The organism is Niastella sp. sgz303648 (genome assembly GCF_059587045.1).
In genome coordinates this window covers 247,126-262,452 of the sequence record NZ_JCAPSW010000004.1, presented here as the reverse complement: position 1 = coordinate 262,452, position 15,327 = coordinate 247,126, and the positions used below count along the sequence as shown (strand labels likewise).

The window sequence follows — 15,327 nt, the reverse complement described above, 5'->3', positions numbered from 1 at the left end:
TACCAACCAAAAACCAAAAAAAATGCTACTACAATACATCCTCAAATTATCCATCAGCATATCAGTGGTATACCTTTTTTATCAGTTGCTTTTACGACGGCTTACCTTTTATAACTGGAACCGCTGGTACCTGTTGATTTATTCAATGTTGTGCCTGGTTATTCCTTTTGTAAATGTATTTACCATTGTTACCAGGCCGCAGCTGCAGCAATCGGCTATCGTTCGTTATATTCCGGCTATTGAGCAAATGACAACAACTTATGAAGTTGGTGAGCCTGCGGCTGCTGTTGATGCCGGTTTTAATTTCATGCAACTGGTTATAGCGGTTATTGGTGCCGGTATGGTGTTTATGATACTTCGTTTGCTTGTTCAATATTATTCATTATTTAAAATGAGGTCAAAGGCGGTGTTGTTGTATAACGACAGTGTTAAATTGTATCATATCGATAAACCCATAGTGCCGTTTTCATTTGGTAAATCAATTTATATAAACCAGCAACAGCATAATGAAGATGAACTGAAGGATATCATTCGCCACGAATTTATTCATGTAAAACAACGGCATTCGGCCGATATTCTATGGAGCGAATTATTGTGCGTTATAAACTGGTATAACCCTTTTGCCTGGTTGCTTCGGAAAGCCATGCGGCAAAACCTTGAGTTTATTGCCGATGAACAGGTGCTGCAAACAGGGCTCGATCGTAAACAGTACCAGTATTTATTATTGAAAGTAATAGGCGTTCATTCATTTAGTATAGCCACCAATTTTAATTTCTCATCCTTAAAAAAAAGAATAGCCATGATGAACAAAACAAAATCAGCCAGGGTGCACCTTATCAGGTTTTTATTTATGCTGCCGTTGCTAATGGTAATTTTATTGGCCTTTCGCAACTCAGTACAACAACAACGGCAACAACGACCGCTGCGTCTGGTAACTGATACTATACCGACGGCACAAATTGCGCCGAAGTTGCCTGATGATGTAGTTACTATTGACGTTAACAATGGTCAGGCAACCATAAGATTAAAAAATGGTCAGCTTGAAAAGTACAACCTGGATATTGCGAAAGAGAAAAAAGCTTTCGAAAGTAAATATGGCCCTTTGCCCAAACCGCCCGCTCCGCCAGCACCCCCAACACACAAAATTGTAACACCGCCGGCACCACAGCCTGCAAAGGAATTAGAGGCGGTTACTGTGATCGGAGCACCTGCTCCCCCGCCACCTTCCAGGGAATTAGAGGCCGTAGTTGTGACCGGAGTACCTGTGCCGCCGGCGCCACCTGCTAAAGAGTTAAAGGCCGTAGTTGTGACCGGGGTACCTACGCCTCCACGGCCTGCAAAGAGCGTAGAGGAAGTAATTATTCCCGGAGTTCCTATGCGCGTAGGACGGCCCGTACAGGATGATTGTTTTACACCAAAAGGCTATTGCGTTACCATTGCCAATAATAATGGCGAGTATGTGGTAATCGTAAAAGACAAACAAAATAAAATAGTAGAAGCCGTCACTTTAAACGACTGGAACAAAGACCCTCAGTACGAAGCGAAATATGGCGAAATACCTGCGAAAACCGGAGGGCCCACTGCTTTTGCCAATCCGAAAATATTACCCAAAGTAGCATTAGCCATCCGGGAAGCCAATGTTTATTCAGTCGTTTCACGTCCGAATTATTCTATAAAATCGGCGGTTTCGGTTCAACCGGCAATAAAACAGGAGCTGAATTTTGAGATCAATAAAAATACGACCACAAACCAGCTGGAAGAAATACGAAAAACCCTGGCATCGCAGGGGTACGACATGGTGATCGGGAGTACTGACTATGCAGATGAGGTACTGAAATCAATAGAATTAAAATTCACCGAACCCGACGGAACTTCCGCCAAATTGATCGGCAAAGACCTTACCAAAGTAAGGGCCATGGTAACTATTACCCGGTATGAAGACAATACTACTAATTTTCACATCCGTAGCGAAAGGTATCAACTGGTTCTGTAGGGAAAGATCAAACAATTTGACCATACTTTTGTGACCTGACGAATTTGCTGTAATTTTGCCCCCTCTTTTTACATTAGTAATTAGTTTTCAACTGATTTGAATTTTGTTTTTTGACTTTTGAAATTTTTATCATTTATGGCAAATACAGCAGATATCAGCCGCGGCATGATCATTAAACTCGATGGTAGTTTATACACTGTGGTTGAATTTGGTGAAAATAAAACCGCAAGGGCAGCCGCCAAAGTTTGGGCTAAACTCAAAGGCGTTGATAATAACCGGAGTATTGAAAAAACCTGGAACAGCGGCGATACCATTTACCCGGTTCGTGTTGAACGTAAATATTACCAGTTTTTGTACAAAGACGATACCGGTTACAATTTCATGGATAATGAAACTTTTGAACAGCTTGCTCTTGCCGAAAATCTCGTAGATGCTCCCCAGTTCTTAAAAGAAGGTCAGGAAGTATCGGTTTTAATTAACACCGATACCGATCAACCGATGAGCGTTGAGCTTCCCGATAAAATTGTATTGAAAGTTACTTACTCCGAGCCCGGCGTAAGAGGCGATACGGCTACCCGTACTTTAAAACCCGCCACCGTTGAAACCGGCGCCAATGTAAACGTGCCGTTGTTTGTAAATGAAGGCGAGTTGATTCGTATAAATACGAAGACCGGAGAATATGTTGAAAGAGTAAAAGAATAAAATATTTAACGACGTCTGATCATGGACAATGGAATTTACTTCCATTGTCCATTTTTTATATGGAGGGCATCACAGGTATACGCATCAGGTGCATCCCTTCGTTTTTTAAAAACGGTTTTGGATATATTTAGTGGCTAATCCTTATCTTAGCCGCCTGTTCTACAGGACTTAATCGACAACCTAAAATTTTAACAGATGGATTTTAAACAAATTCAGGAGTTGATCAAAATGATCAACAAATCAAATATTGGGGAAGTGACGATCGAAGAAAAGGGATTTAAATTAACCATCAGGCAAAAAGAAGAACCTGTTCAAAATGTCATTGCTGCTCCTGTACATACCGCTCCTATGATGACCGCTATGCCACAGACCATGGCACAACCTGCACATGGTGCAACAGCCCCCGCTGCCGACAAACCGAAAGCTGTTGAAGCTACTGACAACTTACTGACTATTAAAAGCCCCATGATCGGTACTTTTTACCGCAGTTCTTCTCCCGGTAAACCGGCGTTTGTAGAGATCGGCGACGATGTTACTACCGGTAAAGTGGTTTGCATTATCGAAGCCATGAAACTCTTTAATGAAATTGAAAGCGAAGTAAAGGGACGTATTGTAAAAGTGCTGGTAGAAGATGCTTCGCCGGTAGAATATGACCAGCCCTTGTTCCTGGTAGAACCGGCTTAACTAATTAGCTAATGTGATAATTAGCTAATTTGCTAATGTGCTCAATTCGAGATGCACATTTTAATTATTAGCGCATTAGCATATTAGCACATCAGCGCATTATCAAATTAAATTCAATGTTCAAAAAAATATTAATCGCCAATCGTGGAGAAATTGCCCTTCGGGTAATTCGTACCTGTAAGGAAATGGGCATCAAAACGATTGCTGTTTATTCAACAGCCGATAAAGACAGTTTGCATGTTCGCTTTGCCGATGAAGCTGTTTGTATTGGAAAGGCTGCCAGTTCTGATTCGTACCTGAACATACCTCATATAATGGCTGCGGCAGAAATTACCAATGCCGATGGCATTCACCCGGGTTATGGATTTTTGGCCGAAAATGCACGCTTTGCCGAAATATGTGGCGAGCACAATATAAAATTTATCGGACCCACACCCGATCAGATCCGTTCAATGGGCGATAAAATGACTGCCAAGGAAACTATGATCAAAGCCGGCGTACCCGTTGTACCCGGTGGCGAAGGGTTACTCGAAAGTCTGGAAGAATCCAAAAGCCTTGCTAAAGAAGTGGGGTACCCGGTTATCTTAAAAGCAACAGCCGGTGGTGGTGGTAAAGGGATGCGCGTGGTTTGGAACGAAGAAGAAATGGAACGCGCCTACAATACCGCCAAAGCCGAAGCCGGCGCTTCGTTTAAGAACGACGGTATTTACATGGAAAAGTTTGTGGAAGAACCGCGCCACATCGAAATACAGGTAGCAGGCGACCGCTACGGAAAAGTTTGTCACCTCAGTGAAAGAGATTGCAGCATACAACGCCGTCACCAGAAGCTGGTTGAAGAATCACCATCGCCTTTTATGACACCCGAATTGCGCAAGCGTATGGGTGATGCCGCAATAAAAGCCGCTTCGGCCATCGGGTATGAAAGCGTTGGTACCATCGAGTTCCTTGTAGATAAGCATCGCAATTTCTACTTCATGGAAATGAATACCCGTATTCAGGTTGAACATTGCGTAACCGAAGAAGTTACCAACTTTGATTTAATTAAGGAACAGATAAAAATAGCCGGCGGCGAAGCCATCAGCGGATTGAACTACGAACCGCAGCTGCATGCGATAGAATGCCGTATCAATGCCGAAGATCCTTATAACGATTTTCGTCCGAGCCCCGGAAAAATCACTACGTTGCATCAGCCGGGCGGTCATGGCATTCGTATCGATTCGCATGTATATGCAGGATATGTTATTCCGCCATATTACGATTCAATGATCGCCAAGATCATTGCCGTGGCCCGCACACGCGAAGAAGCCATCAATACCATGAGCCGTGCATTAAGTGAGTATGTAATTGAAGGCATTAAAACTACCATTCCTTTTCATCAGCAACTGATGAAGAATGAAGATTTTATCAAGGGTAATTTTAATACCAAGTTCCTCGAAACGTTTAAGATGGTGTAGTTAAGTAATAAGTTTTAAGTAATAAGTTATAAGTTTTAACAGGTTGGTACATTCGTATCAGCCTGTTTGCTTTTTAACCTGTAACTGATCAACTGCTTAACTAATTCCTGTGCCCCGTACTATCAGCTTTAATTCCATCGCGCTGCTTTCTCCAGGCTAACAACTGTGCCTTTTGCTTTTCGGTGAGTAAGTCGTTCAGTTCTTTCTGATTCAGATAAAACTGCATTCTTTCCCGGCGGATCAAATTTGCGAGTTTTTGTTTTTGTTCTTCGGTTAATTGCAACACATTGAACCGTTGCCGCAACTCCTGCACATTGTTGTTAATTAACCGTGGCTGGCCCATAACCGATACCCCCATACCTGTAAGCATCACCAGCAATAAAATTTGAAGCGGTTTCATAACTATTAATTATCTCATTTAAACCTGTTGGTACCAGTGCATTTAAAAATGCCTGAATAAAAACCTGCAGGCTTGCTATTACGAATTTGACCTGCCAGGTTATGGGGAGTTTAACTATGAGCATAATTCATAGCTATTAAATTCTATGTATTGCTATTCAGGTAGGATAAACGAAGCGATAACAATGATTAACCGGCCAATTGATTTGTTAATGCATCGAGCTGCTGTTCAACTCCGTAAAACGAACTTATTTTTCGTATTACGCCTTCAACCAGGGCATCGGGGCACGAGGCGCCGCTGGTAATTAAAATGCGGGCCGGATTACCTGTAGGCAGATAATCAACCGCAACCAGCTCTTCTTTGGTGTGATAATTATAATGAAGGATATTTTTCGAAGACAACAGTTTTTCTTCTGAATTAATAAAATAGGTGGGCAATTGCTGTTCGCACAACTCTGCCAGATGTGTTGTGTTGGAAGAATTATAACCGCCTACCACAATGGCAATATCGGCCGGCGTTTGCAGCATACCGGTAACGGCAGTTTGGTTATCATTGGTGGCATAACACAGCGTATCGCGTGTATCGGCAAAACGTTCTTCAATAGTTGAAGCCGTTAGGTCAAAATGCTTTTGTATGGTTTGTTTCAGAAACTCGGCAATAGCCTGTGTATCGGTGGCCAGCTGTGTGGTTTGATTTACTACACCAATGCGTTGCAGGTGTTGCGTGACGTCAAAGCCGGCAGAAAATCTTCCTGCAAACTCTGTATAAAAGGCATCGGCGGGTTTTTCGCCGGTGATATATTTCGCAAGGTTTTCTGCTTCGTGCATGTCGTTCACAATAACTGAGGGGGCATTGCTGGCGGCATGCGAAAAAGTAGCCCTTGTTTCTTCATGTTTCGGTTTGCCGTGAATAACAATGGTATACCCTTTTTGGGCAATCTGCTCACTGCGGTTCCATACTTTTTCTACAAAAGGGCAGGTGGTATTATATTTTTCTACCGGTATACCAAGTTTTTTCAGCCGGGCTTCAATTTCGAGCGTAGTGCCAAAGGCAGGAATGATCACCACATCATCGGGTGTAATGTTTTCGAATGGGATCAGCTGATGACCGTAATTATCCTGCAAAAATTGCACGCCACGGCTTTGCAGGTCGGCATTTACCTGCGGGTTGTGTATCATTTCGCTCAATAAAAAAATACGCTTGCCGGGATTTGAGTCAATAGTGCGGAAAGAAATCTCAATGGCATTTTCGACCCCGTAACAAAAGCCAAAATGGCGGGCCAGATAAATATGCAGAGGGTCCAGCGCCAGCAGGGTAGGGGTAAAATCTTTTTTCATTTTGTCCTGCTGTTTACGGCTGTTTTTAATAGCGGTTATCAGCGGACTGCGATACGTAACAGGAACATTAAATGTTTTCATGCCATGAAATAACAGCTGCGAAGTTAAGGAAGTTGATTGTTAGATGGTTTGATTGTTTGATGGCTGGGCAGTTGAATAATATACAGGCATATTTTGTGGCGGCGACCCGTTTTTTTAGTCATAAAAGCGACTGAAATTAAGGTAGTTAACAATCAGAAGGCCATTTGGAACCGTTGGTACAAGCCATCAAACCATAAAACCATCGAGCCATCATTCATTTTACCCTTAATTTTGGTCTCAACAATCAAGAGTCAGATGATAATGGAGCGACGATTTTCACCGGTAGCGTGGAGTTTAAACAGCAATATTTATGAGGTTAATGTTCGGCAGTATACCCCCGAAGGCACGTTTAATGCCTTTGCCAAACATTTGCCCCGGTTGAAAGATATGGGTGTTGACATTTTATGGTTTATGCCCATTACCCCTATCAGTAAAGAAAAACGGCAGGGAACATTGGGCAGCTATTATGCCTGTTCAGATTACAAAGCGATAAATCCTGAATTTGGTACCCTGGCCGATTTTGTGGTGCTGGTAAAGCAGGCCCATTCGCTGGGATTAAAAGTAATCATCGACTGGGTGGCTAACCATACCGGCTGGGACCATGTTTGGACCAATACCCATCCCGAATATTTTAAAAGAGACGCCGAAGGAAAATTTTACGATACCCATAACTGGCACGACGTAATTGACCTGAATTACTACGATCACAACATGTGCACCGACATGATCGACGCTATGAAATTTTGGGTAAAACAATGCAATATCGATGGGTTCCGCTGCGATATGTGCCACCTGGTACCGCTCGACTTCTGGTGCAAAGCGCGTATTGAACTGGATGCCGTTAAACCGCTTTTCTGGCTGGGCGAAACCCTTGATGTTCCCTATTTAAATGTATTCGACTGCTTATATGGCTGGCGCTGGATGTCGGCTACCCAAAAATATTATCGCAAGGAAATCACTATGTCGCAGTTGCTCGACACGTTGAACCATTACCAGTTCGACCTGCCGTTGGGTACTTTTCCCATGTTGTTTACCAGTAATCACGACGAAAACACCTGGAACGGCACCGAATACGAAAAGTATGGCGATATGGCTAAACCCTTAGCCGTATTCAACAGTACCTGGAATGCCGTTCCCCTGATTTATACCGGCCAGGAACTGCCTCTGCACAAACGGTTACCGTTTTTTGATAAAGATGAAATAAGCTGGAACGGCACGCCCGAACTGCACGATTTTTATAAAACATTATTGCAGCTGCGCAAATTACATCCTGCCCTTATGGCCGGCGAAACAGCCAAACCGCAGATCATTACCACCACCGAAAGCGAGCATGTACTTGGTTTTGAACGCAAACACGATGGCAGGGAATTACTGGTAATATTGAATTTCTCACCCAATGAACTTACCGTTCAGTTAACAGGCAGTCATGTTCATGGAAAATTCACCGATGTGTTTACCAGGCAACCGGTAACTGTAGGTGCCTCTTTTGCTCCCCAACTTAAAGGATGGGAGTATCTGGTGCTGGTTAAAGGCTGAACGCAGAACGCTGAACGCTGAACGCAGAACGCTGAACGCTGAACGCTTAATGCAGAACGCATAATGAGTTAAAGAACATAAAAAAAGAGCAAAAGAGATATTCTCCTTTGCTCTTTAAATTTTTAACGCTTAAATTATTGGGCGCTATCGAGATTAATTATGATCGGATATACACCTTCGTAACCGGGATAAATACCTTCGAGCTTTACACTGCCTGTTGCACTTTCAAGAATCTTTCTTAATTCATCTACACTGGTAACCTCTTTGTTATTGGCTTTGATGATCACATAACCTTCCTGTATTCTTACTTTGCTCAGTAAGCCGCGGGTTCCGATCGATTTAACAATCACACCCCCTTTAACATTCAGTTCTTTTGCATCATCCTTGCCCAGGTTATCGAGGTCGGCGCCTAATTTATCAAGCACCGAATTCTTTACCACATCGGTAGTGCCTGTAACATTCTTTAAAGTAATGTTGGAAGTATATTCTTTGCCGGTACGCTGATAAGTAATACTGATTTTATCGCCGGGACGGTAAGTTGCAATTTGTCCGATAAGATCGGCGCCGCTGGCAACCGGTACTCCATTGATTTTTGTAATTACATCGCCTTTTTTAACACCTGCGGCTGAAGCTGCACCACCTTCGCGAACGGTCATTACATACACACCGCCATCGTCTTTAATACCGTTTTGTTTCTTTTCTTCTTCGCTTAAATTATCGCGCGGATATTCGATACCGAGGTAAGCTCTTTGAACAGTACCGAACTTCATGAGGTCAGAAACTATTTTCTTTACAATATTTACAGGAATCGTAAATGAGTAACCTGCATAAGCGCCGGTAGGAGAAGCGATGGCTGAGTTAATACCAATTAATTTGCCTTCGGTATTAATTAGCGGGCCGCCACTATTGCCGGGGTTAACGGCAGCATCGGTTTGAATAAATGATTCAACCGGTGTAGTGCTTTGACGGCGGTTGATTTCAAGCGTTCTGCCTTTAGCACTTACGATACCAGCCGTAACGGTGGTTTCGAGCGTTAACGGATATCCTACAGCGAGCACCCACTGACCAACTTTAACGTCATCAGAATTGCCATATAAAAGGAAGGGCAATCCTTTTGCTTCGATCTTAATAACAGCCAGGTCGCTGCTGGGGTCAGCCGCAACTATTTTAGCTTTAAAAGATTTTTTATTGGTTAAGGTAACTGTAATGTCATCGGCTCCGTCAATTACGTGATTATTGGTAACAATGTATCCATCTTCACTGATAATGGCTCCTGAACCGGATGCCATTTGAGGAATAGAGCGATATCTGTCGCCAAAGAAATCATCGAGATCGGGGAATAAATCGCCAAACGGATTGTTTCTTGGCAGGTTGTTACTTACTGTTCGGCTTGCTTTTGTTTTAATATGTACGGTAGCAGGAATGGCTGCTTCGGCAGCTGGTGAAAAATCAACAGGGCCGCTTCCCTCCACACCATTAAAGCCAGCATAATTGGCCGGGATTTTACCTGAATCACCTTCTTTTTGATATACATACGTTTCATGGCCCAGGTGGTTATATCCCCACATAGTGAGTCCGCTGGTAGAAGCACTGATGAGAACAATAGCCAGTATTTGTTTCCACTTCATCGTTATTAAATTTTTATTGAGATTAATACTGTTTCAAAATATATGCCTGACAACAACAAATTTAACGTCAGGAAATATACTAAACCAGTGCCGCTTTTCCGCTTTAACATTTAATTTACTAAAGTCTTCGTACTTCGCTACTCAAATTTACTAAAAGTAAACAGGATTCGGTAAATATGCACGTATATAAAGCCAAAAGTTAAAAAAAAGTATATTTAATCAATTGGCTTTTAAAATGAAAAAATTGCAGGGAGCTGATTGCCAGTTTTTCATATTTCCAGCAAAAATTTCATGGTATCAACGCCATCGGCATAGTCGGTAAGCGACGGTTGCTGCGCTTTTCCAAAAGGCAGGTGGTTCTTTCCTACGATACATTGAACATCATTGTTGTCTTTTAGCAAGGCTGAGGGGTCCTGGTTAAAATATTCAAAGTTCAGTTGCCCGATAGGTGAAAACAGTGATTTGTTTTCGTGCAAAATGATGGTTTCGTTGCTCATGTAATACTGTTTATTCAGTATCAGCACGGTCAGTATATAATCGTAGTTGTTTTTGTATTTGTGCAGGTCGATCAGGTAATCGTATTTTTTAAAGGCATTGAGCAGGGGCAGAAAATCATAGTTTTCAGGAACGTACAGCTTGGTTACATTACGGCAGCCAAGGCCAAAATACTGATAAACGTCATCTGCCAGTTTTTCGAGTTCTGGGGTGGTTTCGGTGCCGGTTAAAATGGCCACAGAAGTACGGTTGCGGCGGATAATATGGGGGTATTTGCTGAAATAATATTCAAAATACCTTGCCGAATTATTGCTGCCGGTGGCGATATAGCCGTCGCAGTTTTTAAGCATATCGGCAAATGCGATCAGCGGCCGGGTAGCTTCGTCCCATTCATTTAACTGCTGCACCAGGTGTTTAATAAGCACTTCATCTTTTGATGAGGGTTTAATGGTTTGCCGGTGCCCGGTTATAAAAACGCATAAAAAGTCGTGAAAACCAACGAGCGGTATATTTCCGGCCATTATAACTCCAATATTTTTAGGATCGGTATTTTGATCGGGTATCCCGTACTGCTGTGCCCAGGCCGTGAGTGCCTCTTTTTGTAAAAAAACCCGGGCTATATTATTAGTCGCTATATCGATAAACTCCGGCGTGAACCAGCTGTTTTGTAAATTGGCCTTGTCTTTGGCTGCCTGCCATTGTTCGTTGTTTTGTAAAATATATTCGCCTAACCGGTTTAATAAAACGATTCGTTGTTGTAAATTCATTCCATCTTATATTTGTTGTGCAAAAATAGCCCTGATTGTGGTCAGGTGCAGTGAGTTGCGATTTAATCCACCTTATATTTGCGTGCAAATTTAGTTGTATTCAAACCCATTTAAAAACTCAGTAAGTTATGGCAATAAAAATCACTGAAGAATGTATCAACTGCGGAGCATGTGAACCCGAATGCCCCAATAATGCAATTTACGAGGGTGGGGTAGAATGGAAGATTGCTGATGGTACTACTGTAAAAGGTTCCTATGTATTGATAGATGGAACGATTACGGATGCCGATACAGCGCATGCGCCGGTAAGTGTAGATACATACTATATTGTTCCTAATAAGTGTACCGAATGCCAGGGTTTTCACGAAGAGCCTCAATGTGCAGCTGTTTGCCCGGTCGACTGCTGTGTTCCCGATGAAATGTATAAGGAAACAGTAGAAGAACTGCTGGCTAAAAAAGAAAAGCTGCATATTTAAGATAGTCGGAAAGTCTGGAAAGACCGGAAGTCGGAAAGACTTTCTGACCTAAAGAAAATTTGTAATTGGCTTAAAGATTGTGTACCTTAATACAAGAATTGTAATGTAGCCTCCGTGCTACTTGTAAGTGGCGGGTGATATTTCCTGCCGTAACGAGGTGAAGGGTTAACGACCTTCACCTTTTTTATTGTTTACAGGCGTAGGGTATTGCATCTGTAAAAGCCACCTGTGCATAAATTATCAGTTAAAATGATGCGTTGGGTCGATAGTTTTCTTACCTTGAATAGCATAATAGTGAATGTAGTCTTTGTACTACTTAAATCTGGTGGGTGATATTTCCCGCCGTAAAAAGGTGAAGGGAGAACGGCCTTCACCTTTCTTATTTTAAAAGGCTGAAACACAGTGCCGAAATAATTTAACAATCTTTCCTGCGTTCAAAATAGGGGAAAAGGTACCAGGCATTCGCACTTTCCCGGTTAAATTCGTTTATTTGCTAAAATTTTCCAACCATTAATGAAGCCCAATATTGCCTTTGTTACCGGAGGGTACTCTACAGAAGCCGTTATCTCCTATAAAAGTGCTATTACGATCGAAAAGAATATTGATACCGACAAATACAGTGTTTATAAAATAGATATTTCGCCCAAGGGCTGGTTTTACGATACAGCCGATGGTAAAAAAATAACAGTTGACCGGGAAGATTTTTCACTGACTATAGATGGCAAAAAAATCAAATTTGATGCGGTTTTGATTGGCATTCATGGTACACCTGGTGAAGATGGTAAGCTGCAGGGGTATTTTGACCTTACCGGTTTGCCCTATACCTCCTGTGATTCAGCTACTTCGGCGCTCACATTTAATAAAAGATATACCGTGGCCGTAGCGGCCTTTGCTGGCATAAATGTTGCCAAATCAGTACATGTTTTTAAACACAGTCCGGTTAGCCCCGAGGCAATCCTTAGCCAGTTAAACCTGCCTGTATTTGTTAAACCCAATAATGGTGGTTCAAGTATTGGTATGAGCAAGGTAAATGCGGCGGCAGAATTACCCGGCGCTCTGGAAAAGGCATTTAAAGAAGACGACCAGATACTGGTAGAAGAATATATTTCGGGCCGTGAATTTACCATTGGTGTTTTTAAATCAACAAAAGGTATCATAGCCTTGCCGATAACCGAGGTGAAATCGAAAAAAGATTTCTTTGATTACGAAGCGAAATACCAGGGAATGAGTGAAGAAATTACACCGGCGCAGGTTGATGAGGCCATTGCAGAAAAGGTTAGAAACGCGGCTAAAAAGATATATGAACTGTTCAACTGTCGCGGTGTTGTGCGTATTGATTTCATTTATAATGAGGCACTGCAGGCTCCCTATATGCTTGAAATAAATACGGTGCCTGGCCAAAGTGAAGCAAGCATTGTTCCGCAACAGGTACGCGCTATGGGTTGGACGTTAAAGGAATTTTATTCGGCACTGATTGAAGATGCTTTATCAAGGAAACAATAGGCAATAGACAACAGGCAATAAGCAAAACACCAACGCGGCAACATTGCCAATTGCTGATTGCCAGTTGCAAATTGATCAAAGACGATTCACGAAAACAAACCGATATTACCTGTGTTTAAATTCATGACAGGGAAACCCCTTTGGGTACACATACTAACAGGAATTGGCATTGTATTATTAGTGATAGTATTGTTTTTACAATCACTTCACTGGATTACGAGGCACGACAAAACCCTTATTATTCCTGCTGTAACCGGCAAAACGTATGCAGATGCAAAGCAACTGCTCGAAAGCAGAGGGTTTGAGGTAGAAATTCAGGATTCGATTTATAACGATACTGCGAAGCCTTTGTCGGTATTACGGCAGTTTCCCGATGCTGAAGCTGTGGTGAAAGTGAACCGCACAGTATATCTTACCATCAATAAAGCTATAGCACCTGTTATTGAAATGCCGAACCTCGAAGGCCTTAGTTTCAGAAGCGCTGCCATTGCATTAACACAATACAGTTTGAAATTAGGCGACACTTCGTACCGTACCGATTTTGCCAAGAACTCGGTGCTTGAGCAACAATTCAATGGAACGCGTATAAAAGCCGGTACAAAAATTCCGCAGGGAAGCGAAATTTCATTGATACTGGGCAGCGGATTGGGAATGGAAGATTTTAGTGTACCCGACCTGGTTGGGTTAACTTATAACGATGCAAAGGTTTTGTTAGAATCGAACGGATTGAATGTAGGAACAGTAATACCTAATATTGATCCGAATGCATATGTTGGAAGGCAAAGGCCCGAACATACAACACCCGACGGACGTATGAACCGCATTCGTCAGGGGCAATCGGTTGATCTTTGGCTACAGCCCGATAAACCGGTTAAACCCGAAACCGGCGAAGGGCAAAATGAAAACAATTAAATAAGTTTTTTATGCAAAATATAACTCCCGAAGAAGTAAAAGAACGTCTTGATAAAGGCGAACAACTAAACCTGGTAGATGTACGTGAACCGCATGAGCGGGCCGAATTTAATATCGGCGGAACCCTGGTTCCCCTGGGCAAAGTGCAAATGATGCAGGTAGATGAGCTGGAAAATCTGAAAAATGAAGAAGTGATTGTATATTGTCGTAGCGGCAACCGCAGCGGACAGGCAGCGATGATCCTTGAAACAATGGGTTTTAGCAATACCAAAAACCTGGCGGGCGGCATGCTGGCCTGGCAATCGAAGTTTGGAAAGTAGGCGAGTGGCAATGGGCAATAGGCATTAGTAAGAAGTAGGTGGGAAGCAGGGAAGTATGAAGTTGGCAAATTAATAGGTTAAATAGTAAACGGGTTGACAGAAACCAGGGCCTTTGCCGTTTCACGATTGCCGATTCACGTTGCACAAGTGAGATCTGTACCTGATTTTTTAAATTTAATCAATATCACCTGTGTTTAAATTCATTACCGGAAGACCACTTTGGGCGAATATCCTGCTGGGTATTGGCGTTCTGCTTGTATTGTTTTTTATTTTCTTTCAATCATTATCCTGGATTACCCGGCACGATAAAACGCTGGCTGTTCCTTCTGTAACCGGCAAATCGTTCGATGAAGCAAAGAAAATTTTAGAGGCGCAGGGATTTGAAGTAGAGATACAGGATACAGTCTTTAACGATACTGCAGCGCTTTTATCGGTTGTAAGGCAATTTCCCAATGCCGAATCAAAAGTGAAGATGAACCGTACGGTTTTTCTTACCATCAACCGCAATGCACCTCCTGATATTGAAATGCCTAAGCTGATAGATTTAAGTTTTAGAAGTGCTGTAGTTACATTGGAACAACGTGGGTTGAAACTGGAAGATACTGTTTATGTACAGGGATGGAAGGACATGGTGCTGGATCAGCAAATGAATGGCAAACCCATTAATGCCGGCACCAAAGTGCCCATGGGTAGCAAAATTGTGCTGGTGCTTGGAAGAGGTTCGGGCAAAGACGAATTTGATGTACCTGATTTATTTGGTCAAACGTTAAGTGAGGCAAAACAAATTCTTGAATCAAACGGATTAGCGTTGGGCGAACCCCGTGACGGCGACCCCAATGCATATGTATACCGGCAATCTCCTGAGCCTTTTACTCCAACCGGTAAAGTAAACAAAGTACGCCAGGGCCAGATTGTGGATCTGTGGGTGCAGGCGCAAAAGCCGGTTCGGCAACAGGCTGATAGTAGTGCGAGGGGATACTAAACGATAAAAAAGAAATAATAAAGAGGCCACGTTCAAATATAAACGTGGCCTCTCTTC

General features: G+C 42.6%; 14 protein-coding genes. 10 read left to right on the top strand and 4 right to left on the bottom strand.

Annotated elements, in window-relative coordinates; genetic code table 11:
* Positions 1-22 precede the first annotated feature (22 nt).
* The 4 genes from AC59IL_RS13745 (at position 23) to accC (ending at position 4,833) form a co-directional block, all read left to right on the top strand.
* Positions 23-1,993 (top strand): M56 family metallopeptidase, encoded by a 1,971-nt coding sequence (locus tag AC59IL_RS13745; protein WP_496552719.1) that lies wholly within the window; start codon positions 23-25, stop codon positions 1,991-1,993.
* Between the two features lie 135 nt (positions 1,994-2,128).
* Positions 2,129-2,695 (top strand): elongation factor P, encoded by a 567-nt coding sequence (gene efp, locus AC59IL_RS13740; protein WP_496552718.1) that lies wholly within the window; start codon positions 2,129-2,131, stop codon positions 2,693-2,695.
* 195 nt (positions 2,696-2,890) lie between these two features.
* Positions 2,891-3,379, top strand: coding sequence for an acetyl-CoA carboxylase biotin carboxyl carrier protein (accB, locus tag AC59IL_RS13735; protein ID WP_496552717.1), 489 nt, complete (start codon positions 2,891-2,893; stop codon positions 3,377-3,379).
* 116 nt (positions 3,380-3,495) lie between these two features.
* Entirely contained in the window at positions 3,496-4,833 is a 1,338-nt protein-coding gene (gene accC / locus AC59IL_RS13730) for an acetyl-CoA carboxylase biotin carboxylase subunit (protein ID WP_496552716.1), read from the top strand.
* A gap of 100 nt (positions 4,834-4,933) precedes the next feature.
* Here the strand turns inward: accC and AC59IL_RS13725 are convergent, their stop codons facing one another.
* Complete coding sequence (locus AC59IL_RS13725; RefSeq protein ID WP_496552715.1) at positions 4,934-5,233, bottom strand: hypothetical protein; 300 nt, start codon at positions 5,231-5,233, stop codon at positions 4,934-4,936.
* Between the two features lie 188 nt (positions 5,234-5,421).
* Positions 5,422-6,651, bottom strand: a complete 1,230-nt coding sequence (locus tag AC59IL_RS13720) for a 4-hydroxy-3-methylbut-2-enyl diphosphate reductase (RefSeq protein ID WP_496552714.1) — start codon at positions 6,649-6,651, stop codon at positions 5,422-5,424.
* Between the two features lie 261 nt (positions 6,652-6,912).
* Between AC59IL_RS13720 and AC59IL_RS13715 the strand changes: the two genes are divergently transcribed.
* Positions 6,913-8,187 carry an alpha-amylase family glycosyl hydrolase gene (locus tag AC59IL_RS13715; protein ID WP_496552713.1) on the top strand — a complete coding sequence of 425 codons (1,275 nt, stop codon included), beginning with the start codon at positions 6,913-6,915 and terminating at the stop codon, positions 8,185-8,187.
* A 134-nt stretch (positions 8,188-8,321) separates the two neighbouring features.
* Here AC59IL_RS13715 and AC59IL_RS13710 read toward each other — a convergent pair whose 3' ends face one another.
* On the bottom strand, positions 8,322-9,815 hold the full coding sequence (locus AC59IL_RS13710) for a trypsin-like peptidase domain-containing protein (protein ID WP_496552712.1): 1,494 nt from the start codon (positions 9,813-9,815) through the stop codon (positions 8,322-8,324).
* Between the two features lie 269 nt (positions 9,816-10,084).
* Positions 10,085-11,077 carry an acyl-CoA reductase gene (locus tag AC59IL_RS13705; RefSeq protein WP_496552711.1) on the bottom strand — a complete coding sequence of 331 codons (993 nt, stop codon included), beginning with the start codon at positions 11,075-11,077 and terminating at the stop codon, positions 10,085-10,087.
* Positions 11,078-11,205: 128 nt separating this feature from the next.
* Between AC59IL_RS13705 and AC59IL_RS13700 the strand changes: the two genes are divergently transcribed.
* The 5 genes from AC59IL_RS13700 to AC59IL_RS13680 all read left to right on the top strand — a co-directional run bounded on the left by AC59IL_RS13700 (position 11,206) and on the right by AC59IL_RS13680 (position 15,270).
* Positions 11,206-11,553: a 4Fe-4S dicluster domain-containing protein gene (locus AC59IL_RS13700; protein ID WP_496552710.1), complete on the top strand. Its 348-nt coding sequence runs from the start codon at positions 11,206-11,208 to the stop codon at positions 11,551-11,553.
* Positions 11,554-12,066: 513 nt separating this feature from the next.
* On the top strand, positions 12,067-13,056 hold the full coding sequence (locus tag AC59IL_RS13695) for a D-alanine--D-alanine ligase (RefSeq protein ID WP_496552709.1): 990 nt from the start codon (positions 12,067-12,069) through the stop codon (positions 13,054-13,056).
* Positions 13,057-13,179: 123 nt separating this feature from the next.
* On the top strand, positions 13,180-13,968 hold the full coding sequence (locus tag AC59IL_RS13690; RefSeq protein ID WP_496552708.1) for a PASTA domain-containing protein: 789 nt from the start codon (positions 13,180-13,182) through the stop codon (positions 13,966-13,968).
* A gap of 11 nt (positions 13,969-13,979) precedes the next feature.
* A complete protein-coding gene (locus tag AC59IL_RS13685; protein ID WP_496552707.1) occupies positions 13,980-14,288 on the top strand; it encodes a rhodanese-like domain-containing protein in 309 nt (102 codons plus the stop codon).
* 190 nt (positions 14,289-14,478) lie between these two features.
* Entirely contained in the window at positions 14,479-15,270 is a 792-nt protein-coding gene (locus AC59IL_RS13680; protein WP_496552706.1) for a PASTA domain-containing protein, read from the top strand.
* Positions 15,271-15,327: the final 57 nt, after the last annotated feature.

What these genes read in the sequence shown, in the direction of transcription:
- AC59IL_RS13715 (WP_496552713.1), top strand. Translation starts at nt 6,913, where the DNA reads ATGGAGCGACGATTTTCACCGGTAGCGTGGAGTTTAAACAGCAATATT.
- AC59IL_RS13745 (WP_496552719.1), top strand. Translation starts at nt 23, where the DNA reads ATGCTACTACAATACATCCTCAAATTATCCATCAGCATATCAGTGGTA.
- AC59IL_RS13705 (WP_496552711.1), bottom strand. Translation starts at nt 11,077, where the DNA reads ATGAATTTACAACAACGAATCGTTTTATTAAACCGGTTAGGCGAATAT.
- AC59IL_RS13700 (WP_496552710.1), top strand. Translation starts at nt 11,206, where the DNA reads ATGGCAATAAAAATCACTGAAGAATGTATCAACTGCGGAGCATGTGAA.
- accB (WP_496552717.1), top strand. Translation starts at nt 2,891, where the DNA reads ATGGATTTTAAACAAATTCAGGAGTTGATCAAAATGATCAACAAATCA.
- accC (WP_496552716.1), top strand. Translation starts at nt 3,496, where the DNA reads ATGTTCAAAAAAATATTAATCGCCAATCGTGGAGAAATTGCCCTTCGG.
- efp (WP_496552718.1), top strand. Translation starts at nt 2,129, where the DNA reads ATGGCAAATACAGCAGATATCAGCCGCGGCATGATCATTAAACTCGAT.
- AC59IL_RS13725 (WP_496552715.1), bottom strand. Translation starts at nt 5,233, where the DNA reads ATGAAACCGCTTCAAATTTTATTGCTGGTGATGCTTACAGGTATGGGG.
- AC59IL_RS13695 (WP_496552709.1), top strand. Translation starts at nt 12,067, where the DNA reads ATGAAGCCCAATATTGCCTTTGTTACCGGAGGGTACTCTACAGAAGCC.
- AC59IL_RS13720 (WP_496552714.1), bottom strand. Translation starts at nt 6,651, where the DNA reads ATGAAAACATTTAATGTTCCTGTTACGTATCGCAGTCCGCTGATAACC.
- AC59IL_RS13685 (WP_496552707.1), top strand. Translation starts at nt 13,980, where the DNA reads ATGCAAAATATAACTCCCGAAGAAGTAAAAGAACGTCTTGATAAAGGC.
- AC59IL_RS13710 (WP_496552712.1), bottom strand. Translation starts at nt 9,815, where the DNA reads ATGAAGTGGAAACAAATACTGGCTATTGTTCTCATCAGTGCTTCTACC.
- AC59IL_RS13690 (WP_496552708.1), top strand. Translation starts at nt 13,180, where the DNA reads ATGACAGGGAAACCCCTTTGGGTACACATACTAACAGGAATTGGCATT.